Source organism: Lichenibacterium dinghuense, assembly GCF_021730615.1.
Lineage (GTDB): Bacteria > Pseudomonadota > Alphaproteobacteria > Rhizobiales > Beijerinckiaceae > Lichenihabitans > Lichenihabitans dinghuensis.
This window is the reverse complement of sequence record NZ_JAJLMN010000001.1, coordinates 3,140,145-3,163,196: the sequence shown is the minus strand read 5'-3', so window position 1 is coordinate 3,163,196 and position 23,052 is coordinate 3,140,145. Positions and strand designations below refer to the sequence as shown.

Annotated in this window: 23 protein-coding genes; 8 read left to right on the top strand and 15 right to left on the bottom strand. The window is 71.5% G+C overall.

The window, feature by feature from the left end:
* Positions 1-14 precede the first annotated feature (14 nt).
* The 3 genes from L7N97_RS15095 to L7N97_RS15085 form a co-directional block, all read right to left on the bottom strand.
* Positions 15-1,025, bottom strand: coding sequence for a zinc-dependent alcohol dehydrogenase family protein (locus L7N97_RS15095; RefSeq protein WP_237479158.1), 1,011 nt, complete (start codon positions 1,023-1,025; stop codon positions 15-17).
* A 34-nt stretch (positions 1,026-1,059) separates the two neighbouring features.
* Positions 1,060-2,046 carry an aldo/keto reductase gene (locus tag L7N97_RS15090; protein WP_237479157.1) on the bottom strand — a complete coding sequence of 329 codons (987 nt, stop codon included), beginning with the start codon at positions 2,044-2,046 and terminating at the stop codon, positions 1,060-1,062.
* Between the two features lie 90 nt (positions 2,047-2,136).
* Positions 2,137-3,201, bottom strand: a complete 1,065-nt coding sequence (locus L7N97_RS15085) for an NAD(P)-dependent alcohol dehydrogenase (RefSeq protein WP_237479156.1) — start codon at positions 3,199-3,201, stop codon at positions 2,137-2,139.
* 82 nt (positions 3,202-3,283) lie between these two features.
* Here L7N97_RS15085 and L7N97_RS15080 point away from each other — a divergent pair, with 82 nt between their 5' ends.
* Positions 3,284-4,198: a LysR family transcriptional regulator gene (locus L7N97_RS15080; protein WP_255721673.1), complete on the top strand. Its 915-nt coding sequence runs from the start codon at positions 3,284-3,286 to the stop codon at positions 4,196-4,198.
* A gap of 18 nt (positions 4,199-4,216) precedes the next feature.
* On the opposite strand, the gene L7N97_RS15075 is transcribed toward L7N97_RS15080, so the two are convergent.
* Together L7N97_RS15075 and L7N97_RS15070 are read right to left on the bottom strand one after the other, a co-directional pair.
* Entirely contained in the window at positions 4,217-5,641 is a 1,425-nt protein-coding gene (locus L7N97_RS15075) for an MATE family efflux transporter (protein ID WP_237479155.1), read from the bottom strand.
* Positions 5,642-5,916: 275 nt separating this feature from the next.
* Positions 5,917-6,543, bottom strand: a complete 627-nt coding sequence (locus L7N97_RS15070; protein WP_237479154.1) for a TetR/AcrR family transcriptional regulator — start codon at positions 6,541-6,543, stop codon at positions 5,917-5,919.
* Positions 6,544-6,841: 298 nt separating this feature from the next.
* Between L7N97_RS15070 and L7N97_RS15065 the strand changes: the two genes are divergently transcribed.
* The 4 genes from L7N97_RS15065 (at position 6,842) to L7N97_RS15050 (ending at position 11,973) form a co-directional block, all read left to right on the top strand.
* Complete coding sequence (locus tag L7N97_RS15065) at positions 6,842-8,074, top strand: HlyD family secretion protein (RefSeq protein ID WP_237479153.1); 1,233 nt, start codon at positions 6,842-6,844, stop codon at positions 8,072-8,074.
* A 15-nt stretch (positions 8,075-8,089) separates the two neighbouring features.
* A complete protein-coding gene (locus L7N97_RS15060) occupies positions 8,090-9,649 on the top strand; it encodes an MDR family MFS transporter (protein ID WP_237479152.1) in 1,560 nt (519 codons plus the stop codon).
* A gap of 229 nt (positions 9,650-9,878) precedes the next feature.
* Positions 9,879-10,784, top strand: coding sequence for a tyrosine-type recombinase/integrase (locus L7N97_RS15055; protein WP_237479151.1), 906 nt, complete (start codon positions 9,879-9,881; stop codon positions 10,782-10,784).
* Positions 10,785-10,788: 4 nt separating this feature from the next.
* The gene (locus tag L7N97_RS15050; protein WP_237479150.1) at positions 10,789-11,973 is read left to right on the top strand and encodes an IS91 family transposase; all 1,185 of its coding nucleotides are present in this window, start codon (positions 10,789-10,791) and stop codon (positions 11,971-11,973) included.
* 533 nt (positions 11,974-12,506) lie between these two features.
* Here L7N97_RS15050 and L7N97_RS15045 read toward each other — a convergent pair.
* Positions 12,507-13,106, bottom strand: coding sequence for a hypothetical protein (locus L7N97_RS15045; protein ID WP_237479149.1), 600 nt, complete (start codon positions 13,104-13,106; stop codon positions 12,507-12,509).
* A gap of 353 nt (positions 13,107-13,459) precedes the next feature.
* Here L7N97_RS15045 and L7N97_RS15040 point away from each other — a divergent pair, with 353 nt between their 5' ends.
* The gene (locus L7N97_RS15040) at positions 13,460-14,797 is read left to right on the top strand and encodes an adenylate/guanylate cyclase domain-containing protein (protein ID WP_237479148.1); all 1,338 of its coding nucleotides are present in this window, start codon (positions 13,460-13,462) and stop codon (positions 14,795-14,797) included.
* Between the two features lie 21 nt (positions 14,798-14,818).
* Here L7N97_RS15040 and L7N97_RS15035 read toward each other — a convergent pair.
* Positions 14,819-15,771, bottom strand: a protein-coding gene (locus L7N97_RS15035) for an IS630 family transposase (protein ID WP_255721671.1) whose coding sequence is annotated in 2 segments (ribosomal slippage) — positions 14,819-15,429 and positions 15,429-15,771 — 954 coding nt in all. Because the reading frame shifts where the segments join, the coding sequence is not laid out codon by codon here.
* Positions 15,772-15,928: 157 nt separating this feature from the next.
* Here L7N97_RS15035 and L7N97_RS15030 point away from each other — a divergent pair.
* Positions 15,929-17,383, top strand: a complete 1,455-nt coding sequence (locus tag L7N97_RS15030) for an alkaline phosphatase family protein (protein WP_237479147.1) — start codon at positions 15,929-15,931, stop codon at positions 17,381-17,383.
* A 19-nt stretch (positions 17,384-17,402) separates the two neighbouring features.
* On the opposite strand, the gene L7N97_RS15025 is transcribed toward L7N97_RS15030, so the two are convergent.
* The 8 genes from L7N97_RS15025 to L7N97_RS14990 all read right to left on the bottom strand — a co-directional run bounded on the left by L7N97_RS15025 (position 17,403) and on the right by L7N97_RS14990 (position 22,007).
* Entirely contained in the window at positions 17,403-17,609 is a 207-nt protein-coding gene (locus tag L7N97_RS15025) for a hypothetical protein (RefSeq protein WP_237479146.1), read from the bottom strand.
* Between the two features lie 23 nt (positions 17,610-17,632).
* On the bottom strand, positions 17,633-17,881 hold the full coding sequence (locus L7N97_RS15020; protein WP_237479145.1) for a hypothetical protein: 249 nt from the start codon (positions 17,879-17,881) through the stop codon (positions 17,633-17,635).
* On the bottom strand, positions 17,878-18,924 hold the full coding sequence (locus tag L7N97_RS15015) for a YncE family protein (protein WP_237479144.1): 1,047 nt from the start codon (positions 18,922-18,924) through the stop codon (positions 17,878-17,880). The genes L7N97_RS15020 and L7N97_RS15015 overlap by 4 nt, the downstream gene beginning before the upstream one ends.
* A gap of 44 nt (positions 18,925-18,968) precedes the next feature.
* Positions 18,969-19,382: a histidine kinase gene (locus L7N97_RS15010; protein ID WP_237479143.1), complete on the bottom strand. Its 414-nt coding sequence runs from the start codon at positions 19,380-19,382 to the stop codon at positions 18,969-18,971.
* Between the two features lie 8 nt (positions 19,383-19,390).
* A complete protein-coding gene (locus L7N97_RS15005) occupies positions 19,391-19,645 on the bottom strand; it encodes a hypothetical protein (RefSeq protein ID WP_237479142.1) in 255 nt (84 codons plus the stop codon).
* Positions 19,646-19,703: 58 nt separating this feature from the next.
* The gene (locus tag L7N97_RS15000; RefSeq protein WP_237479141.1) at positions 19,704-20,501 is read right to left on the bottom strand and encodes a COG4705 family protein; all 798 of its coding nucleotides are present in this window, start codon (positions 20,499-20,501) and stop codon (positions 19,704-19,706) included.
* A 528-nt stretch (positions 20,502-21,029) separates the two neighbouring features.
* Entirely contained in the window at positions 21,030-21,236 is a 207-nt protein-coding gene (locus tag L7N97_RS14995) for a hypothetical protein (RefSeq protein WP_237479140.1), read from the bottom strand.
* A gap of 24 nt (positions 21,237-21,260) precedes the next feature.
* A complete protein-coding gene (locus tag L7N97_RS14990; RefSeq protein ID WP_237479139.1) occupies positions 21,261-22,007 on the bottom strand; it encodes a COG4280 domain-containing protein in 747 nt (248 codons plus the stop codon).
* A gap of 58 nt (positions 22,008-22,065) precedes the next feature.
* On the opposite strand from L7N97_RS14990, the gene L7N97_RS14985 reads away from it, so the two are divergent.
* Positions 22,066-23,052 (top strand): MurR/RpiR family transcriptional regulator, encoded by a 987-nt coding sequence (locus L7N97_RS14985; protein WP_237479138.1) that lies wholly within the window; start codon positions 22,066-22,068, stop codon positions 23,050-23,052.

The following is a 23,052-nucleotide window of genomic DNA, read 5'->3' as shown; positions in this document are numbered from 1 at the left end:
TCTCCCCGTCGGTGTCAGAACCGAATCACGACCTTGCCGAAATGCGTGGCGCCTTCGAGGTGGCGCCACGCGTCGCGCGCCCGCTCGAACGGGAACGTGCTGTCGATGACGGGGCGCATCCCGTGCAGCGCGATGGCGCGGTTCATCGCCTCGAACATCTCGCGCGAGCCGACATAGACGCCCCGCAGCCCGACGCGGCGGAACAGGATCGCCGTGGGGTCGACCTCGCTCCTGCCGGTCAGCACGCCGATTATGCCGATGCTGCCGCCGACGCGCGCCGCCCGGATCGAGCGCGCCAGCGTGCCGGCGCCGCCCACCTCCACCACGTGGTCGACGCCGAGCCCGCCCGTGAGGCGGAGCACCTCGTCCTGCCACTCGGGCATGGTGCGGTAGTTGATCGCCGCGTCGAGGCCCAGGCCCCGCGCGCGCTCCAGCTTCTCGTCCGACGAGGAGGTGCCGATCACCCGCGCGCCCATCATGGCGGCGAACTGCAGCGCGAAGATCGACACGCCGCCGGTGCCCTGCACCAGCACCGTGTCGCCCGCCGTCACGTCGCCGACGTGGCGCAGCGAATGCCACGCCGTCACGGCCGCGCAGGGCAGCGTCGCCGCCTCCTCGAAGGACAGGTGCTCGGGGATCGAGACGAGGCCCGTCTCGTGCAGCACCACGGAGTCGGACAGCACGCCGTCGAGCGTGCCGCCCAGCGCCCCCGCGGTGTTGGCCTCGGTGAGGCCGCCGCCGAGCCAGCTCTGGCAGAAGATCGGGCAGACCCGGTCGCCCGCCTTGAACAGCGTCGTGCCGGGGCCGACCGCCTCCACCTCGCCGGCGCCGTCCGACAGCGGCACGAGGCCGCGGCGCGGCGGGCCGCCGTAGGTGCCCTTCACAGTCATCAGGTCGCGGTAGTTCAGCGAGGCCGCCCGCATGCGGACCAGCACCTGGCCGGGGCCGGGCACGGGCTTCTCGACCTCGACCACGTCGAGGCCGTCGATGACGGCATCGGGCCGGGCGATCCGGATCTGTCTCATCGTCTGGCTCTCCATAGAGGTCGGTGTCGCGGCGTCAGCGGTGGACGGCCTGCATCTGAGCCGCAGGATAGCGGGTGCCGGCCGCGGCGCCGGGCGGCAGGGCGCGGTCGAGCCGGGCGAGGTCGTCTGGCGTGAGGGCCACGTCGAGCGCCCCGAGGTTCTCCTCGAGGTAGGTCCGCCGCTTGGTGCCGGGGATCGGCACGATGTCGTCGCCCTGGGCCAGCACCCAGGCCAGCGCCACCTGCGAGGTGGCGCTGGCCTTGTCGCGCGCCACCTCGGCGATGGCGTCGACGAGCGCGAGGTTGCGGTCGAAGTTCTCGCCCTGGAAGCGCGGCGCGGTGCGGCGGTAGTCGCCCTCCGCCACGTCCTCCGGCTTGCGGAACTGCCCGGTGAGGAAACCGCGGCCGAGCGGGCTGTAGGGCACGAAGCCGATGCCGAGCTCGCGCAGCACGGCCAGGATCCCGTCCTCGGGGTCGCGGGTCCAGAGCGAATATTCGGTCTGCAGCGCCGTGATGGGGTGCACCGCATGGGCGCGCCGGATCGTGTCGGGCGCGGCCTCGGACAGGCCGAGATACTTGACCTTGCCGGCCTTCACGAGGTCCGCCATGGCGCCGACCGTGTCCTCGATCGGCACCGTGGGGTCGACGCGGTGCTGGTAGTAGAGGTCGATGACGTCGAGGCCCGAGCGCTTCAGGCTTGCGTCGCAGGCCTGGCGCACGTAGTCGGGCCGGCCGTCGACGCCCTTGAAGCTGCCGTCCGGGTTGCGGACGTTGCCGAACTTGGTGGCCACCACCACCCATTCGGAGCGCTCGCGCACGGCGCGGCCGACCAGCTCCTCGTTGCGCCCGATGCCGTAAGCGTCGGCGGTGTCGAGGAAATTCACCCCGAGGTCGAGGGCGCGGTGGATCGTGGCGAGCGATTCCGCGTCGTCCCGCCCGGCATAGAAATCCGACATGCCCATGCAGCCGAGGCCGAGGGCGGAAACTTCGAGCCCCTGGGTTCCGAGCTTGCGCGTCTTCATGGCCGTCTCCGTTCTGTGGGGGGCGCCGATGCGGTCGGCGCCCCCGGGTGAACCTTCACCTGGATCGGGGCCGCGGGAGGGCGGCCTCCGTCACGCCGCGGCGGCGGCGCCCTTCAGCGACGCCATGTCGATGACGAAGCGGTATTTCACGTCGCCCTTGGCGAGACGCGCATAGGCGCCCTCGATCTCGCCCATGGGGATCGTTTCGCAATCGGCCAGCACGCCCCGCGCGGCGCAGAAGTCGAGCAGCTCCTGGGTTTCGGGGAGGCCGCCGATGATCGAGCCCGCCAGCGTCTTGCGGCGATACGCCAGCGCGCTGCCGGGGAAGGGCTTCAGGGGATCGAGAGCGCCCACCAGCACCTGCGCGCCGTCGAGCTTCACCAACGCCATGTAGGGCGCGACGTCGTGGCTGACCGGGATGGTGTTCAGCACGAAGTCGAAATATTCGGCGCGTTTCGCCATGGCGTCGGCGTCGGTGGACAGCAGGAACTTGTGGGCGCCCAGCGCCGCGGCGTCCCGCTCCTTCTCGGACGACGTGGTGATCATCGTCACCTCGGCGCCCATCGCAGCGGCGAGCTTCACGCCCATGTGGCCGAGGCCGCCGAGTCCCACGATGCCGACCTTCCGGCCGGGGCCGACCTTCCAGTGGCGCAGCGGCGAATAGGTGGTGATGCCGGCGCAGAGCAGCGGGGCGACGCGGGCCAGGTCGAGCCCCTCGGGCACCCGCAGCACGAAGTCCTCGGTGACGACGATCCGGTCCGAATAGCCGCCGAGCGTGGGCTCGCCGGTCTCCCTGTCCTTGCCGTTGTAGGTCGTCACCATGCGGGCATTGCAATATTGCTCCAGTCCGGCCCGGCAGGACGAGCAGTCGCGGCAGCTGTCGACGAGGCAGCCCACGGCGGCGAGGTCGCCGGCCTTGAAGCGCGACACCTCGGCCCCGACGGCGCTCACCCGGCCGACGATCTCGTGGCCCGGCACGCAGGGGTAGACGGTGCGGCCCCAGTCGTTGCGGACGTAATGCAGGTCGGAGTGGCACACGCCGCAGAAGGCGATGTCGATGGCGACGTCGCGCGGGCGCAGGTCGCGGCGCGTGAAGGAGAAGGGCGCCATGGGCGTGGCGGCGTCCGCGGCGGCGAAGCCGATGCATTGGAACATGGAAGAGCTTCCCGGTGGGGGTTTCGCCGCCAGGGTGGCATCCCCTTCGACATCGCACTAGAGGGGGCAATGGCGATGGGTCATGAAGGGGAGCTTCACGATGCAGATCGGGCGCAGCGAACTCGGCGAACTCAGCTTCTTCGCCGTCGTGGCGCGGCATCGCAGCTTCAAGGCGGCCGGGCGCGAGCTCGGCGTCTCGGCCTCGGCACTCAGCCAAACGCTGCGGTCGCTCGAGGAGCGCTTCGGCATTCGCCTCCTCAACCGCACCACGCGGGCCGTGGTGCCGACGGAGGCCGGGCAGGGACTGTTGGAGAAGCTGGAGCCGGCGCTGCGGGGCATCGCCGAAGCCGTGGCGGCGGTGCGCGACCGCGGCGGCGAAGCGAGCGGGACGTTGCGCCTCAACGTCACCGGCACGGCGGCGCGCCTCGTCTGCGCGCCCCTGGTGGGCGCCTTCCTGGCGCGCCACCCCCGCGTGCGCCTGGAGATCGTCACGGAGGACCGCATGGTCGACATCGTGGCGGGCGGCTTCGACGCCGGCATCCGCTTCGGCGACACGGTCCCGCGCGACATGGCGGCGCTGCGCATCGGCTTCGCGCACCGCTTCGCGGTGGTGGGCTCGCCGGCCTATTTCGCCGCGACGCCCCGGCCCGCCACACCGGCCGACCTCGCCCGGCACCGCTGCATCCGCTGGGCCTTCACGGATGGCGGCTACATGCGGTGGCGCTTCGAGAAGGGCGACGAGGCGGTCGAGATCGACGTCGACGGCCCGCTGGCGGCGAACGAGACGGAGGTCATTCGGCAGGCGGCGCTCGACGGCGTCGGCCTCGCCTACCAGCTCGAACAGCACCTCGCGGCGCCGATCCTCGATGGACGGCTCGTCCGCGTGCTGGAGGATTGGTGCCCGCCGCGCCCCGGCTTCTCGCTCTACTATCCGCGGCAGCGCCAGGTGCCGGCGGCGCTGCGGGCCTTCATCGACGTCGCGCGCGACGCCGGATGACACGCGACGCGAGCGGGGTCAGACGCGGGGCAGCCCGTCCTCGGTGATGGCCTCGACGATCACCTGCGCGGTTCCGGCCGGGACCGTGCCGGTCAGGCGCATCGTCGTCCAGTCGCCGCGCAGGTACAAGCCGACCGCCGCCAGCGCCGTGAGGACGTTGGTGACGGGGAAGGACCACCACAGCCCCGCGGTGCCGAGCACCTGCGGGCGCGACAGCACGTAGGCCAGCGGGAACTGCAGGACCCACTGAGACACGAGCGCCAGCACCATCGCGGCCACCATGGTGCCGGCCGCCCGGAACGTCGACACGATGGTGAGCTGGAGGGCGATGAAGCCCCAGGCGGGCGCCATGATGCGGATGAAGCGCCCGCCCTCGGCCACGACGGCGGGATCGCCCGACACGAAGAAGCCCACGATGGCGGGAGCGGCGGCCGCCGCCGCGATTCCCACCAGGGTCAGGACCATGAAGCCCAGCGCGCCGGCGAGCCGGGTGGTCCGCGCCGCGCGCTCGACCTGGCCCGCCCCGATGCTCTGCCCGACGAGCGCCGCCGCCGCGGTCGACAGGCCGAGCGCCGGGATGGTGACGACCTGGAGCACGTTCGCGCCGATGCCGTAGGCGGCGAGCGTGACGGTGCCGAAGCTCGTCACAAGGAACGACAGGACGATGAGGCCGACCGCCCGCGCCGACAGCTCGATCGAGGCCGGGAAGCCGAGCCGGAACGCGCGCCGGATATAGGCGAGGTCGGGCTTCAGCCCCGCCGGCGTGACGCGGATGCCGTAGGTGCCCCGCCACAGCAGCACGATGGCCGCCAGCGTGGCCAGGCCCTGCGTCCCGAGCGTTGCCAGCGCGGCCCCCATGACGCCGAAGGCCGGCACGGGGCTCCAGCCGAAGATGAGCAGCGGGTCGAGCGCGAAGTTCAGCACCACCGTACCGGCCACGATGGCGAGCGGCGCCACGGCCCGCCCGACGCCGCGCATCAGCGCCTGGGACATGGCGAAGGCGAAGACGAAGATCAGCCCGACGAAGGACACCCGCAGGAAGCCCAGGGCTTCGGCGTAGACCTCGGGCGCGACGCCGATGGCCTTGAGGATCAGCGGCGCCAGGGCGACGCCGACCGACCCCAGCACCATGGAGGTGCCGACCACCATGATCATGGTCTGGGCCGCCACATGGTCGACCATGGCCTGGTCGCGGGCACCGGCGTATTGCGCCGTCAGGGTGGCGCCCGCGACCGCGAGGCCGCCGCCGAGCGCGATCATCAGGAAGGTCACGGGGAAGCTCACCGATACGGCCGCGACCGCCGCGGCGCCGAGGCGCCCGACCCAGAAGGCGTCGGTGATCTGGTAGCCGGTCTGCAGCAGGTTTGCGAGGACGATGGGGACCGCCAGCCTGAGCAAGGGGCGAAGGACGGAGGGCTCGGAAGGTTCAAGGGCCAAGGTCATGCAGGGCGACGGTTTCCGGACTGAAGGGATGATGCAGCGCGATCTCCGGTGCGGTCGCCGTGCTCCCGCCCCCGACACGACGGTTCCAGGCCGGATCGTCGCCGGCGTCGCTGTCTTGCGGGGACGCGAGCGGCCTCGGTCGGGCGACCGTCGAAATCCCGAACCGCTTCGGCGACATCGAGAGTGCGATGGGCTCGCGCACCGGCCGGAACGGGCCGTGTCTGCGGGGCGGAGGCCCGGGGCGCGAGCGCCCGCCGTCGGCCTGGGACCGGCATCTAGCTCCGCACGCGATCGGAGGTCGTGGAGGACGCCGACGGCGTTTCCCGCCGGCCCCGGCACAACCCCGATATGCCGTTGAGGAAGAGCGAGACCGCCGCCTCGACACGCCGCTCGATCTCCTCCGCGTCGGTCTCGATCCCCAGCATGGCGAGGCGGCTGAGGCGTCCCAGCACCAGGGCGAGAAACAGGTCGGCCGCCAAGTTGCTGTCGTCGACCGTGATCTGCCCATCGATCACGAATCGGTCGATCACGGCCGCCACGGCTGCGCTCGAACGTTGCCAGCCTTCGCGTTGGACCATGCGGGCCAGATCCGGGAACCGCAGCGCCTGTGCGGTGACGATCCGATTGATCGCGATGGCTTCGGGGGCAAGGGCAGCGTCCACCATGCGGCGCCCCATCGCGACCAGCACGTCTTCGACGCGAGCCCCCGACGGCAGCGAGTCCGGCGCGCTGACCGCCAGCCACCGGTCGATTTGACGCTGGAACACCGCGGCGAAGAGCGCGGCTTTGTCGCGGTAGCGCGCGTAGAGCGTCGCCTTGCCGACGCTGGCCGCTTCCGCCACGGCGTCGATGGTCGTGGCGTCGAAGCCGCGCTCCATGAACATGGCGGCCGCGATCTCCACCAGCCGCGCGTCGCGCCGCACCGCTTCCTCCTGCGACGGGCGGCCGCCCGAGCCGCGTCGGGCCTTCTTCGGGTTGAGGGTGGCCACGGCGGACTGCGGTTCTTCGAGGTCGAGCGTCATGCCGCGATGATATCCCTTGCGTTAACCAGTCGGTGCCATCATAACAGAACGATACTGTTTTGTTCAATTGGACTTTCGACAGATGGACGGTATCTCCTCGGATCGCCAGAGCTTCGATCGGGCGGATCGCGATGCTCCGGACGAGGGTGAGACGGCGGATCGGCGGGACGATGAGGCTTTGGCGCGCAGCGCCTCGCCCGACCCCGTGCCGGCACCGCTCGACAAGCTGCCTGAAACCCCGACCTCGCCCCAGCGGGCAGCCGCACCTCAGCCTGGCTTACCCGCGGCACCCCTGCCTGCGCCGGTCGCGCTGACGACTCAGCCGCCGCGCAAGGGCGGCACCAAGAAGCTGGTGCTCGCCGCCGTGCTGCTCGCCGGCATCGGCTACGGCGGCCACACCGGCTGGCACTGGTGGACGGTCGGACGCTTCCAGGAGACGACCGACAACGCCTTCTTGCAGGCCGACAAGGTGACGGTGTCGCCCCGCATCGCGGGCTTCGTCACCGCGGTGGCGGTCGGCGACAACCAGCCGGTCCGCGCCGGCGACGTGATCGCGACGATCGACGACCGCGACGCCCGCATCCAGGTCGAGGGTGCCCGAGCGGAACTGGAGAAGGCGCGCGCGCAGGTCGAAGGCTATCACGCCGCGGTGGTGCAGCAGGCCGCCACCGTGGCCTCCGCCCAGGCCGACATCGTCAACGCCGAAGCCGGCCTCGCCTTCTCGACCCAGGAAGCCAAGCGCTACGCCGACCTCCTCACCGCGGGTGCCGGCACGTCGCAACGTGCCCAGCAGACGGATGCCGACCTGCGCCAGCACCGGGCGACGCTCGACAAGGACAGGGCGGCGCTCGACGCCGCGCAGAAGCAGGTCCACACCTACGAGGCGCTGGCCGCCAGTGCGGTCGCGGGCGTCGCGTCGGCGCAGGCCAAGCTCGATGGCGCGGAACTCAACCTCGGCTACACGACGATCCGCGCCCCGGTCGACGGCGTGGTGGGCGACCGCTCGGTGCGGGTCGGCCAGATGGTGGGGGCGGGCACGGGGCTGCTGACCGTCGTGCCGATGGGCCGCGACATCTACCTCGTCGCCAACTTCAAGGAGACGCAGCTCGGCGACATGAAGGTCGGTCAATCGGTGGAGTTCATCGTGGACGCCTTCGGCGACCACGCGTTCCGCGGCACGGTGGACAGCTTCTCGCCCGGCACGGGCGCGCAGTTCGCCCTGCTGCCGCCCGAGAACGCCACCGGCAACTTCACCAAGGTGGTGCAGCGCGTGCCGGTGAAGATCCGCCTCGCCACGGACGACCCGATGCTCGACCGCCTGCGGCCGGGCCTGTCGGTCGAGGCCACGGTGGAGACGCGCGGCGACGCGCGGCCGAGCCACAGCCTCGTCGGCTTGGCCGCGACACGCTGAGCGGGGCGCCTCACCATGCATCCAGACACCGAGAAGGCCTCGCTGCGCCAATGGCTCGCCGTCGCGGCGGCGATCCTCGGCGCCTTCACGGCCATCCTGGACATCCAGATCACCAATTCGTCGCTCAGCGACATCGAGGGCGCGCTCGGCGCTTCCTCGGACGAGGGCAGCTGGATCTCCACCGCCTACTTGATGGCGGAAATCATCGTGATCCCGCTGACGGGCTGGCTCGGCTCGGTCTTCGGCCTGCGGCGCTACCTCGCGGTCAACACGGGCCTGTTCATTGGCTTCTCGGTCGCCTGCGCGCTGTCGACGAGCCTGCCGGAGATGATCCTGTTCCGCGCCGGCCAGGGCTTCACCGGCGGCGTGCTCATCCCCACCGCCATCACCATCGTGCGGACGCGCCTGCCGAAGTCCCAGCAGGCGGTCGGCATCGCCTTCTTCGGCCTCACCGCCACCTTCGCGCCCGCCATCGGCCCGACGGTCGGCGGCTGGCTGACCGACAACCTGTCCTGGCACTACATCTTCTACCTGAACCTCGTACCCGGCCCCCTCGCCCTGGCGCTGCAGCTCTACGCGCTCGATCCCGCGCCGTTGAAGCTCGGCGAGCTGGCGAAGGGCGACTGGCTCGGCATCAGCCTGATGGCGACGGGCCTGCCGGCGCTGACCTTCGTGCTGGAGGAAGGGCAGCGCAAGGACTGGTTCGGCTCGCCGATCATCGTCGAGGGCGCCGCGCTGGCCGTGCTCGGCATCGGCGGCTTCATCCTGCGCGAGCTGATGGCGGAGCGGCCATTCATCAACCTGCGCGTCCTCAAGAACCGCTCGGTCGGCGGCGGCTGCCTGCTGATGACGGTGCTGGGTGCCGTGTCGTTCGGCTCGATCTACGTCATCCCGGTCTATTGCGCGCAGATCCAGGGCTACAATGCCGAGCAGATCGGCTACGTGGTGATGTGGAGCGGCCTGCCGCAGCTCGTGCTGTTTCCCGCCATGCCGCTGCTGATGAAGCGCTTCGATCCGCGGCTCCTGGTGGTGGCCGGCACGCTTCTCTTCGCGCTGAGCTGCTTCATCAACGTCGGCCTCACCCACGACGTCGGCATGGACCAGCTGATCCTGCCGCAGCTGCTGCGCGCCGCCGGCCAGCCGCTGTTCACCGTTCCACTGTCGCAGATGTCGACGGCGGGCCTCGCGCCGCGCGACACCGCCGACGCCTCCGCCTTATCCAACATGATGCGCAATCTCGGCGGCTCGATCGGCATCGCCATGCTGTCGACGATGATCGATCGGCGCGAGCACATGCATTTCTCGGTGCTGGCCGAGGCCATAACGCGCAACGCCGTGCTCACTCAGTCTCGCCTCGCCGTCATGACACATGCGATGCAGGCCCACGTGGTCGACCCCATCGCAGCACAGGCTCAAGCGCTCGGGTTGATCGCGTCCCAGGCGCGGCGCGAGGCTTACGTCATGGCCTACAGCGACGCCTTCTGGATCATCGCAGTCGGGCTCATCGTCAGCCTCGCCGCCATCCCGCTCCTGAAGAAGCCGCAAAGAGCGACCGGACCGATCGAAGCTCACTGATATGGCTCCGACCTGAACGTCCGCTCTCGCCTGGACCTTTATCGAAACCGGTCGGACCGCAATCCACCCACTTTCGCTGTAGGGCCGCTGACGACCCACGGACGAACCCGCTCTCGCGGGAGGGCTTTCTGAGAGGTAGGGCACAACTGGAGATCAGAGCGAGCGCTTGAGCGGGTTGCGTCAGCCTCCGAGCATGAGGGCCCACCCCTCATCTCGCGAGGATCACGCGATGTCCCAGCAACAAACCTCCGCTTCCGTCAGCCCGCTCCGTCGCCGCATGCTCGATGACATGGCCATGCGCGGTCTGCACGAGGATACCCAGCGCAACTACATCATGTCGGTGCGGAACTTCGCGGCCTTTCTGGGCCGCTCGCCCGAGACCGCCACGGCCGAAGACGTCCGCCGCTTCCAGATCCATCAGGCCGACACCGGGGTGCAGGCGCCCACCATCAATAACGCGGTGTCGGGTCTGCGCTTCCTGTTCAACGTCACGCTGGACCGGCCGGACCTGTCGCGCCGCCTCGTCCTGGTGCGCTACGCCCAGAAGCTGCCGACCGTGCTGAACGTCGAGGAGGTCGGACGGCTGCTCGAAGCGGCGCGCGGCCCGAAGTACAGGGCCGCGCTCGGGGTGGCCTACGGGGCCGGCCTGCGCGTGTCCGAGGTGGTGGGGCTCAGGGCCGGCGACATCGACAGCACCCGCATGCTGATCCGCGTCGAACAGGGCAAGGGGCGCAAGGACCGCAACGCGATGCTGTCGCCGCAGCTGCTGGAGCTGCTTCGGCAGTGGTGGCGCGAGGGCCGGCGCCGCGGCGTCATGCTGCCCGAGGGTTGGCTGTTCCCCGGCAAGAACAGCCTGGAGCCGCTTTCGACGCGCCAGCTCTGCCGCGCCGTCCACGAGGCCGCCGAGACGGCAGGGATCAGGAAGCGCGTCTCGCCCCACACGCTGCGCCACAGCTTCGCCACCCACCTGCTCGAGCAGGACGTCGACATTCGCGTGATCCAGGTCCTGCTCGGCCATTCCAAGCTCAACACGACCGCGCTCTACGCCCGCGTGGCGACCCGCACCATCCGGGCCGTCACCAGCCCGCTCGAGCGCCTCAAGCTGCTGATGGAGGGCGCCGACACCGGGGCCTGATCCGGTGTCGCGCCCCGCGCTGGAGATCGCCGACATCTTCCGCCGGCACGGTGCGGCCTGGCGCGCCGCCCATGCCGGCCACGTCAGCCTCGACCAGCTCAAGGTGATGTCGGCCATCGAGACCTGCCGCACCGCGGCGCTCGGCGGCCACGTCGAGGCTTGCGAGGGCTGTCGCCACACCCGCGTCGCCTACAACTCCTGCCGCAACCGGCACTGCCCCAAGTGCCAGGGCGCGGCCGCGCGCGAGTGGCTGGCGGCGCGCGAGGCCGATCTGCTGCCCTTCGGCTACTTCCACGTGGTGTTCACGGTGCCGGCCGCAGTGGCCGACATCGCCTTCACCAACAAGGCCGCGGCCTACGACCTGCTGTTCCGGGCGGCATCCGAGACCATGCTGACGATCGCCGCCGACCCGCGCCACCTCGGCGCCCGCATCGGCATTACGGCCGTGCTCCACACCTGGGGCTCGGCGCTGACCCACCATCCGCACGTCCACATGATCGTGCCGGGCGGCGGCATCTCGCTCGATGGCACGCGCTGGGTGCCGTCGCGGCCGGCCTTCCTGCTGCCCGTCCATGTGCTCGGCAAGCTGTTCCGTCGCTTGTTCCTCACCGGCCTGAGCGCACTCCACGCCACGGGCCAGCTCCGCTTCCATGGCGACAGGGCCGGGCTGAGCGACCCGCAGGCCTTCGAGCGTCACCTCGCGCCCGTCAGGGCGGCGAAGTGGGTCGTCTACAGCAAGCCACCCTTCGGCGGCCCCGAGGCCGTGCTGGCCTACCTGTCGCGCTACACGCACCGCGTCGCCATCGGCAACCGGCGCCTGATCGGGATGGACGAGGACGGCGTCACCTTCCGCTACAAAGACTATCGCCGCGACGGCGACGCCCGCCACCGCACCATGACGCTGTCGGCCGACGAATTCATCCGCCGCTTCCTGGTGCACGTCCTGCCCAAGGGCTTTCACCGCATCCGCCACTACGGCCTGCTCGCCACGGGCCGATGCAAGGCCAACATAGCCCGCGCCCGCGAGCTGCTCCCCGCCCCCGCACCGCCCGAGGTGCCCAAGCCGGCGTCGTCGGCCGAGCGGCGCATCCCGTGCCCCTGCTGCGGCGGGCGCATGCTGGTGATCGAAAGCGTCGAGGGCACGGTCCGCGCCAGGGCGCCACCCCAGCACCGATGGAGAGCCGGATGAGGATGCCGTGATCCGGCACGGCATGTCACCGCACAGGGCCGAAGCGCCAGCGCCTCGGCCGTCGGACAAGCTCGCCCCCACGGAGACCGGCATCGTCCGCGGCGAGTTCGGTACAGCAGCATCGGCCAGCCAACATCGACGGCGAACCTCGATGACGGCGCTTGCGGGCCGCCTCGCCGGCTCACCCGACCATGGTTCGGCCAGCCTGGAGTGTCCGCGGCGCCTCCGCGCGCTCGCCCGTCCCGCCAAATTCCCATAGCGCGAGGCGACCCCCGCGCGTTCGTCCTTGGGCGGCTTACGGACGCCGGCCCTCAGCCCCGACGCTCGACCTGTGTCGGCCGCCGTCCGTAACCCTTCACCAAGCCAGACGCTAGATCAGGCTTCACCTTTTTCCCAAACCGGACAATCGCTGCTCAGGTTCGGAGCGGTGCCAAGCAGTCGACAGCCCTGAGTGCCTCCATGTCCGGCAGGTCCCTCCGTCTCGGTCGCCGCCTCCTACGTCACGGAACCCGTCCGGAAGCGCGAACCGCCACTCAGTCGGTGTCTGGACCGGACAGAACGCGATCAGCCGCCGCGGCGAGTCGCGCCCCGACCTCGCGGCGCTCGGCTAGCGACGAGCCGACGCTCGGCCAACCGAACAGACTGACCGTGGGAATGAACGCGACGGTCCCATCTGCGCAGCCCTCCATGGCCACAGGCGAGGCCGTCGCCGGCGGCCGATAGCTCACGAGGGTGCCGGCGTCGGAAGCCGACCCGAGCACCCGCACGGTGCCCCCCGCCGCCATCGAGCAGGCGTCCCCGGGTTCACGCCACGAGCCGGCGCTGGCGTGGGCCACCGTCGCCCCGAAGGCCGACGCCGGCACCTCGCGCATCGCCCCTTTCGGCGGTGGGAGGGCCTCGGAGGTCCAGGGGGCTGGCGTCGTCGATAGCCCCGCCTTGGCCGCCTCGTCCGCGGCGAGCTTGTCGTGGATCGCATCGAAGCTACGCGTGAAGCGGAGCCGATCCAGGGCGGCCTGCCCCGCGTCATCTGCCGCGGGCGCGGTGGTCGCCATCGCGCACAGGGCGCCGGCGATCAGGATCAGACGGGTGATCGGGTGCCGAGGCCCGGTCGCACAGGAATGGCGAACTTGCATGGGGTGACTCCATCGAACGGCCGTCGTGGTCGAGAGCGACGCCGGACATCGAAGGGGCGTCAACATGCCGGATGCGGTCCACCCCCACCGCATGTGTCGGGGCGGCTCGACGGCACCTGCCACGGACGTCGGCGCTGCTTCAGCCATGTGCTTGAATAACCCGCTTCCACGGTCACTGACCCTTTCGACGAACTTACTTATCGGTAAGCTCGGACCCACTCCGCTGATCTTGCAGCCTTCGAGAGTTGCCCGGAGACCGGGCTTGCCGGATGGTAAGTCGGCGCGAGCCACGAGCTGGGTTAGAAGGATACCCACACCCATGAGGGCGGGCCCGCCCGGGGTCGGAGTCCGCCTTGCCCGATCCATCCCCTCTGCTCCGGTGGCTCCCCCGCTCGGGTCGCGCGCTCGCCGCCGGCTTCATCGCGCTGGGCCTGTTCCTCCTCGCCTCCGTGCTGTTCTCGTTTCAGCAGCAGGGTGACGACGCGCTGCTGCGCCACGCGCTGGAGGTCGAGGTCGACCTCGGCGACCTCCGCTCGGCCCTGCTCGGCGCCGAAGTGGGACAGCGCTCCTATCTCCTGACCGGCAAGTCGGAGTTCCTTGCCCCCTACCGCGACGCCTCGGCCCAGCTCGACCGGCTGCTCGACAGGCTCGCGCGCGCGGTCCACGGCGACGCCGGCCAGGACGCACTCTTCACGGAACTGCAGGACGCCGTGGCGCGCCGGCGCTCGGAGCTGGCCGCCACTCTGGCGCTCCAGGACGGGGGCGACCAGGCCGGCGCGCTGCGCGCCGTCGGGAGCCAAGCCGGCCTCGAGCTGATGAACGACATCCACGCGTTCGTACTCCGCATGGACGACGCGCAGGACCGCCTCGTCATCGCGCGGCAGGACGCCATGCGCGGGATCAAGCTCGCAACCTCGGTCACCACCGCGGTCTCGCTCGTACTGATGGGCCTCGTCGCCCTCGCGGCCCTGGCTGAGGTGCGCAAGCGGGCCCGCCTCGCCCGCTTCTTGCCCGCCGAGGTCGCGACCCGCCTGGCGGACGGCGAGAGCGGCTTGCTCCAAGGGCGCAGCGGGCCCGCCACAGTCGCCTTCGTCGACGTGCGCGGCTTCACCGCGCTCGCGGAGCGACTGACGCCCGAGGCGCTGTCGACATCGCTGGCCGCCTTTCGCGGCACCGTGTCGGATGCGGCGCGGAGCTGCGGCGGCATGGTCGACAAGTTCATCGGCGACGGCGCGCTCGTGGTCTTCGGCGCTCTCGACGGCGACCAGGCCTCGGCGGGCAACGCCCTGCGCTTCGCCGAGGCGCTGCGGGCGGCCCTGCCGCCCCTGCTCGGAGGTGCGGCCTTCCGCGTCGGCGTCGGCATCCACCACGGCGAGGTGTTCTGCGGCATCGTCGGCGGCGCCGAACGGCAGGAGTTCACCGTGCTGGGCGACATGGTGAACGTCGCCTCACGCATCGAGGAGGCTACCAAGGCCTTCGGAGCCGACCTGCTCGTGTCCGAGGCCGTGCTGCGCGCGGCCGGCGCCGACCGCGGCGCGTGGCGGGACGTGAGCCGCGCGCCGCTGCGGGGCCGGAGCGAGAGCATCGCGCTATATGCGCCGCAGTTGTCCCGCGAGGTGGCGGCAGTCGGCGGCGTCACCACGCCGTCATGCGCGCCGGCTAGCCCAGGCCTCGAACAGCTACGGAGGTGACGTGACTAGAGCTATTTCCGATCAGGTTGGGTCGTAGGCATCGTAGCCAGCCGCGGCGAGGTAGTTACGGCACTCGTCAGGAGTGAAGCGGGTAAAGGCTTCCCGGATGGCGACGCGCAGATCCGTGACGGTGCGGGCCGCCGCTGTGCGAAGCAAGGCCTTCAGCTTGGCGAAGGCGTTCTCGATAGGATTGAAGTCAGGGCTGTATGCCGGAAGGTAGAGCAAGCGAGCCCCCGCTGTTTCGATAGTCTCCCGCACGCCTTTCACCTTGTGAGCGCTCAGGTTGTCCATCACGACCGTGTCGCCGGGCTTGAGGGCCGGGATGAGGACGTCGGTGACGTAGGCCAGAAACCGCGCCCCGTTTGTGGCGCCGTCCATCAGTTCGATCGCAAAGGGACCGCTTCCCCGCAGGGCCGCCGTGACCGTGGTGGTCTTGTAGTGCCCGTGCGGCACCGCGATGCGGCAGCGCTCGCCACGCCTCGCCCGGCCATGGCGGCGGGTCATGTTGGTGGCCGCCGCTGTCTCATCGAGAAAGACGACCCGCTCGGGGTCCACGTCGAGTTGACCCTCGAACCAGTCCTCGCGCGCCTTCATCACGTCGGAACGGCTTTGCTCGGCGGCGTGCAGATCCCTTTACGGCTGATCTTGTGGCGCACGAAGAAGCGGTGCAGCCCGCTCGTGCTCGTGCTGACACCCTTCTCGCGCAAGCTTTCACGCAGCTCGCGCAGGTACGCCTGCGGCTCCGCCTCGCACGCCTGCAGGATCATCTCCGCGTGGGCCTCGATGTTGCGGGAGCGCTGGTCTCCGCCCATCGGCTTGGCCGCGACCACGCCCTCGGCCCGGAAGCGGGCTTGCCAGCGGATCGCCGTCGCGATCCCGACACCGAAACGCTCGGCCGCCTGGCGGCAGGAGGAGCCCGCCTCGACAGCGGCCAGAACACGCTCGCGTAGGTCCACAGACAGGGCTCTTGGCATCAGGGGCATCCCGCAAAGGTTGCCCTCACCGAATCACAACCCGGCCGAACCCGCTACACCGTCCCGACTCAAACCGGACGGAAACAGCTCTAAGAGAGATGCGGGCCGCACGGCCGCATATGCCCTGGCGGGGGCGCTCCTGTCCTCGGCGGCCGCGATGGCGGCGCCCTACGAGCACGTGTTGCTGGTCTCGGTCGACGGGCTGCACGCTCTCGACCTCGCGAACCGCGCGGCCACCCACCCGGAGGGCACGCTGGCCCGCCTCGCGAAGGCCGGGGTCACCTACCGGCAGGCGATGGCGCCGCTGATCTCCGACTCCTTTCCGGGCTTCGCCGCCCAGGTGACCGGCGGCGGCCCCGGCACCACGGGCGTCTACTACGACGACAGCTACGACCGCGCATTGTTCCCGCCCGGCTCCGATTGCAATGGCGAGGCCGGCACCGAGGTGCCCTTCGCGTCCGAGATCGACGTCGAGCCTAGCCAAGCCGACGCCGGCGGCACGATCGGGCAGCCCATGACGCAAATCGAACCGAAGAAGCTTCCGCTGCGCAAGACGGCGGATGGCTGCGTGCCCGTCTACCCGCACGACTACCTGCGCACCAACACCGCCTTCGAGGTGGTGCACGCGCACGGCGGCCGCACCGCCTGGTCGGACAAGCACCCAGCCTACGAGTGGCTCGCCGGCCCGTCCGGCCAAGGCCTCGATGAGCTCTACGCGGTCGAGCAGGACGCCCTCATCCCCGGAACCAAGGTGAGGACCACGGGCTCCTTCGCGGCGGAGCGCGACTTCGATCAGCGGCGCGTGGCCGCGCTCCTCAACATGATGCGCGGCATGGACGGCGCGGGCACAGCCAAGGTCAGCGTGCCGGCGCTGTTCGGCATGAACTCCCAGGCCGTGAGCGTCGGCCAGAAGCTGCCCAAGGCGGGCCCGGGCGACGCGCCGGGGCTGAAGGGCGGCTACGCCGACGCCGCGGGCCAGCCGAACGATGGCCTGGCGGAGCAGCTCGACTACGTCGATGGGGCGCTCGGCCAGCTCTTGTCGGGGCTGAAGGACAACGGGCTCGACGGCTCCACGCTGGTGATCGTGTCGGCCAAGCATGGCCAGTCGCCGATCGACCCCCAGGCGTACCGGCCGACCGACGACAAGCCGCTCGACGCCGTGCTGGGCCACGCCTTCCACGTGGCCGACGACGGCGTGCTGCTGTGGCTGAAGCCGTCCGAGCGCACGGCGCGGCTGCCCGACGCGCTGGCGGCGCTTGAGCGGGATCGCAAGGCGCTCGGGATCGGCGCCATCCTGCCGCCAGCCGCGGTGGCGTCGCTGTTCGCAGACCCGGCGACGGACAGCCGGGCGCCGGACATCATGGTGGGCACCGACCCGGGCGTCGTGTTCACGTCGGGCAAGAAGGCGGCCGAGCACGGCGGCATGGGTTTCGACGACCGCAACGTCGCCCTCGTCGTGGCTGGACCTGGGGTGAAGCCGGCCGCGGTCGCGGGCCCGGTCGGCACGGCGCAGATCGCGCCGACAATTCTCAAGGCGCTCGGGTATGCTCCGGAGGAACTCCGGGCCGTGAAGGCCGAAGGCACGCCCGCGCTGCCCGGCCTGCCGTTCTGAGAGAGCCGGCCCGGGCGCGTCAGCTCCAGGGCACGGCGATGACCGCAGGGTCGCCGCCGTCGGCCTCGATCACCGTCGCGTCGTCGGCAATCTCAGTGTCGACCCACTCGTAGCCGAGCGGGGCCGAGTTGTGCGGCGCGGCGGCCTCGGGCGCGTGGCCCCGCCCGGCCTTGTCGGCATTGTCGTTCGCCGGCGGGCGTGGGCGTCGCGGTACCATTTCGCGCATGGGACGTCCTCCGTGGCGGCCGGCTACGGCCGACGCCGCGCGGGCCGGTGCTCGGGCGCGATAACGGCGCGGCAGGCCGGGCTGAGGTTTTCGGCCTCGCGCTCGAGGCAGCGCACGATCGCGGCCTCATCCCGGATGGCGGATACGCAGAGGCGGAACACGTCGGGGCGGCAGGCGTCCTCGTCGGCTTGGCGCGAGGCCCCCTGCGCCGCGAGGGGCGCGGTCCCGCACAGGAGCAGAACCGAACCGAGCGCGATGCCGGGCGCGGTCATCGTGGGTCGAGCGCGATGAGCTTCACGGTGCCGGGCTTGAAGTCGAAGCTCGGCGCCGCGCCCGGCTTGGCTGGGGCCTCGTCCGCGACCGTGTCGGCCATGACCAGGAACACGCGGCCCGTCGCGGGGTCCACCGCCATAGTGCGGGCGCCCGGCAACGTGCGGACCTCGCCGAGCGAGGTCGGCTTGGCGGGGTCGGCGGCGTCGACCACCGACAGCATGCCCTCGCTGTTGGACGAGAAGGCCCGCTTGTGGACGGGATCGAAGCCGCCGCCGTCCGACACGCGGCCGATCGGCAGGTCGCCCACCACGCGGCCGTCGTTCGCGTCGACGACGACCATGCGCCCGTCCGTGCAACTCGCGTACAGCCGCGCCCCTGCGGCGTCGTAGCCGAGGCCGCGCGGGCTCGGGCAGTTCGGCAGCGGCCAGCGGGCGTCGATGGCGCGCTTGGCGGTGTCGAGGCGCACGATCTCCCCCTTGCCGCCGACGTTGATGAAGAGCTTGCCGCGGCCGTCGAAGGCGCCGCCCTGCGTGCCGCCACCGGTCTCGACCGTACCCAGGACCTTGTCGGTCGCGGGGTCGATCACCGTGACCGACTTGCTGTGCCCGTTGACGACGAACAGGTTCCGCGTCGCGGGATCCAGCATGACGAGGTCGGCGTCGTCGGCCGCGAACACCTTGCCGAGCGGCTTCAGGGTCTTGAGGTCGAAGGCTGTCACCTCGCCGGTATTGCCGCTCGCGACGTAGCCGCGGCTCAGAGCCGGCGCGGCGGCGACGCCCTGGGCCGCGGCGAGGCCAAGGCCTGAGATCGTGCCCACCATGGCGCCGGTGCGGCCGTCCACCACCGACACCTCCGTGCCGTGGCTGACGTAGACGCGCCCGCTCGGAGGGTCGAAGGTGACGTAGTCCCGATTGTCGGGCGCCCCGAGCGGGACCGTGAGGGCGATCGCGTAGGCCGGCGGTGCGGCGGCGCGGGCGGCCGTACCGATCCCGATGAGCACCAGGGTGGCCGCCGCGAGGCGGAGGACGCGGGCGTTGGTCATGCATTCATCCTCGTGGATGCTGGCGACGCCCGGCGGCGCGGAGCTCAGGCCCGGCCGGCGGTGTCGAACTGCGCCAGAAGCGCCCCGAGGCTCGCCTCGCAGGCAGACGGCTTGGGGTTGGGCACGCGGACGTCCGTCAGGGCGTCGTCGATCTTGCCGTCGATCGCCGTCCAGGCCGCCTTGTCCTTCGGCTTCAGGCTCGCCTCCGCCTTGTCCCAGGCGGTCTCGAGGTCCTTGGCGCGGGCGCGGGCGGCGGGGATGTCGCCCTTCTTCACGAGGGCCAGCGTGTCGGCCGCGATGGTGCGGAACAGCGACAGGTCGCCGAGCGCCGAAGCCGCGAGCCGGAGCTCCGCCGGCCGGGGCGGGGCGGCGGGGGCGGCCAGCGACGAGCCGGCGACGAGCACCGCGCCGACCGCCGAGGCGGCCGCGCGCGCGGGGGTGTTCCGGATCAGGCGCATGGCGGCGCTCACCTCAGGGTCTTGCCGGCCTTGGCGAGGGCGTCGCCGATGACCTTGTGGCACGTGTCGTCGTCGTCCTTGCGCATCGCCGAGGCGGACTTCTTGGCGGCGTCGTCGTAGGCGGCCTTCACGGCCGGGGTCTGGTCCGGCGTCTTCATGGCGTCCTCGAGCTGGAGCATGTCGCTTTCGCAATCGGCCCGGGCCGCGCTCGCGGCGCAGAGCAGGGCCGCTGCGGCCAGCGCCGCTGCGGAAAGGGTTTTCATCGGGTCTCTCCTCGATTGGGTAAGCTGGCGCGGCCGCGCGGGACGCGCCGGGGCGGGGTCAGCGGGCGGCGTCGAGCCGGTCCACGCGGCTGACCGTCAGGAAGACGACCAGGGCCAGGATGACGGCGAGGAAGATCAGGCTCGTGTTGACGGTGCCGAGACCGAAGCCGCCCGCGATGGCGGGCTTGGCCATCAGGTCGCCGACCGAGGCGCCGAGCGGCCGGGTGAGGACGTAGGCGGTCCAGAAGGCCAGGATGGCGTTCAGCCCTCCCAGGTAGTGGGCGGCCGCCACGGCGGCGATCATGCCCGCGAACACGACGGCGGCGGTGGCGTAGCCGAGGTCCAGCTGCTCGGCGAGCAGGTCGCCGACCGAGGTGCCGAGCGCGAAGGTGAACAGGATCGCGGCCCAGTAGTAGAGCTCGCGCCGCCGCGTCACGATCGAGTGGATCGAGAGCGTGCGCTCGCTGCGGTACCAGAGCGCGAAGACCACCGTCAGGATGACGGCGAAGGCCACGGAGGTGGTGACGAGGCTCACGCCGTAGCCGTCGACGAGGTTGTCGGATACCAGCGTGCCGACGATGCTGATCGCCACGACGGTGAACCAGTACAGGGACGGGACGTACCAGGCGCTGCGCACCTGGAAGGCCAGGCCGACGACGAACACGGCGGCCATCACGGCCGAGGTGACGCCGAGCCCGAGTCCGAGGCGCATGGACAGGAGGTCCGCGGCCGTCTCGCCCACCGTGGTGGCCAGGATCTTGATGATCCAGAAGTAGGCCGTCACCTCGGGGACCTTGTCGAGCAGGACCTCGTCCAGCGCCCCCCGCGCGGGCGCCGCGGCACTCGCATTCGTCATCGGCCCTCTCCCGTTGGGAGCGTCCGGCGGCCGCGACATCGGCCGTCCCGCTCGCGGCCGGTGTCGCATCCCGCGGATTGGGCCAGCTTGTCCGCCCCTTTACTTTTCCGTAAGCCGAGGCCGCGGCGAGGGCCGGCGGGCAACTGTCCCGCGCGGCGCCCCGTGCCTTACGAAACTGTATGGCGGCGCTTCAGGTCTCGGAAACACCGCTGGAACGATCGATGGGGCTTCGGCACTCGGAGCGAAGCCAGACGATGATCCCGATCAGTTCCACGACCAGCGCGCAGCAGGCCGCCGCGCAGCAGCGGTCCGCCACGGCCCGCGCGGCCGACGGCGACTTCTTGACCAAGAGGGCGGGCCACACGATGAAGGGCGCCGACGGCGACTATAAGCCGAGCGCCGTCGGCGTCTCGGCGGCCGCTCCCGCCGCGAAGGTGTCGGCCTCCGTGCAGGCCGCCCTCGCGTCGCTCACGAAGGGCGGCGGAGCCGCGCGCGCGCCGCCGCCGCGCCGCTCGCGGCGAGGACGGTTCAGCGCCGCGCGCGCCGTAGCGCGCTCGCGACGAGCACGGACGCGAGGCCGGCGAACAGCACCGCGCCGGCGTAGGGTCCGAACGCGGGCAGGCGCGGCAGCGCGAGCCAGGCGAGGGCGAGGCAGATCAGGATGGCGAGGGCATAAGGACCGTCGTCGACGAACAGCCCGAACACCTCGCGCGCGGCGGTGCGGATGAAGGACATGGCGGCTCTCCTCCGTTGTGGGCTTCAGGCGGCCCGCGCCGCGCGGGGGCGGCACAGGGGCACGGCGGCGAGCGCGACCGCGAGGAATCCGAGGCACAGTCCCACGATCGACAGGTCGGCCCCCGGCCAGTCGAGGCCGATGCCTTCCCCGACCCAGAACGTGCCGAAGCCCGACAGCAGCACGCCCACCCCGAACTTGAGCGCGTTCTCCGGCACGGACGACAGCGGGCCGTGCACGGCGATGCCGACCGCGACCACCACCACCAGGGCCGCCATCGCCCCGGCGGCAGCCGGCAGCAGCAGGCCGGCGCCACCGGCCCCCATCGCCACCACGATGAACACGACCTCGAGCCCCTCCAGCATGGTGATCTCGAAGGCCGTCCCGACCGCCACCGCGTCCCAGGTCGACCGGCTCGGCGGCGCGCCCCGCAGCGCCGCGCTCTCCTTCGCGAAGGCGGCCGCCTCGTCGTGCAGCGGGATCACGCCGGCCGCGCGCAGGATCGCTTTGCGCAGCCAGCGCATCCCGAACAGAACCAGCAGCCCCCCGACGGCGAGTTGCAGCGGCCCGAGCGGCAGGCGGGTCAGCACCGGCCCGAGCACCAGGACGATCGCGGCGAGGCAGGCCAAGGCTCCCACGGTGCCGACGATGGCGCCGCGCCAGCCTCGGACGATGCCGACGGCGAGCACGACGGTCAGGGCCTCGACGAACTCGACCGCCGAGGCGAGGAAGGCCGCGAGCGTGGTGGGCCAGGCGTGGATCAGTGCGAACATGGTCGCCTCGCGAGGGTACGTCGATGTAGTGTTGACGACTTTACGTTCGGAATATGTAGTGCCCACGACATCGTCAAGCTGGTGGACCGGCGGCGCGGGCGCGTGGCACGACGTCGGCGCCCGGCTCGGGGCGGAGAGGGACGCGATGGGCGAGGCGGGACCGACGTTCGACGACATCATCGCCGACCGCCTGCCCGCTCTGTCCGTCGCGGAGGCGCGGGTGGCGAGGCTGTTCCGCGACCATCGCGAGGAGGTCCTGCTGTCCTCCGCGGCGGCCCTCGCGACGAAGGCGGGGACCAGCGACGCCACGGTGATCCGCACCGCACGGACGCTCGGCTTCGGCGGCATGGGCGCGCTCCGGCGCCTCATCGCGGCGGAGGCGCGACGGCCCAGCCCGGCGGACCGGTTGGCCGCCACCCTGGACGAGGTCGGGGACGACCCCGGCCGTGCCCTCGACGCGGTGCTGGACGTGCAGGCCGAGGCGATCGCGGCGCTCCGCCGGGACGTCACGCGAGCCGACTTCAAGCGCGCGGTGGCGCTCCTCGCCGGGGCGCCGCGCGTCGTCGCCTTCGGCCTCGGCCCGACAGGCTGCATCGCCGACTACGCGACGATCCAGCTCGGCCGGTTCGGCGTCGCCGCGAGCGCCATGACCCGGACTGGCCTGCTCGCCGCCGACGACCTCGCCGGGCTGCGGGCGGGCGACGCGTTGCTGGTCATGGCCTACGGCCACCTCTACGCCGAGCTGGGGGCGCTGCTGGACGAGGCGGGGCGGCTCGGGCTGCGGGGGGTGCTCGTCACAGACGCGCTCGGCCCCGCGCTCGGTCGCCGGTTCGAGGTCGTCCTCACGGCGCCGCGCGGGCAGGCCGACAGGCTGAGCCTGCACGCGGGCACACTGGCCCTCGTCGAGGCGCTGCTGGTCGGCGTCGCCGCGGCGCGCCCGGACGAAACCCTGCGCGGCCTCGACCGCCTCGACGGCCTGCGGGCGAGGCTCGCCGGCACGCCCATGGACCTCGCGGCCGGCGGGAGCGTCTGCTGGCGGCGGTGA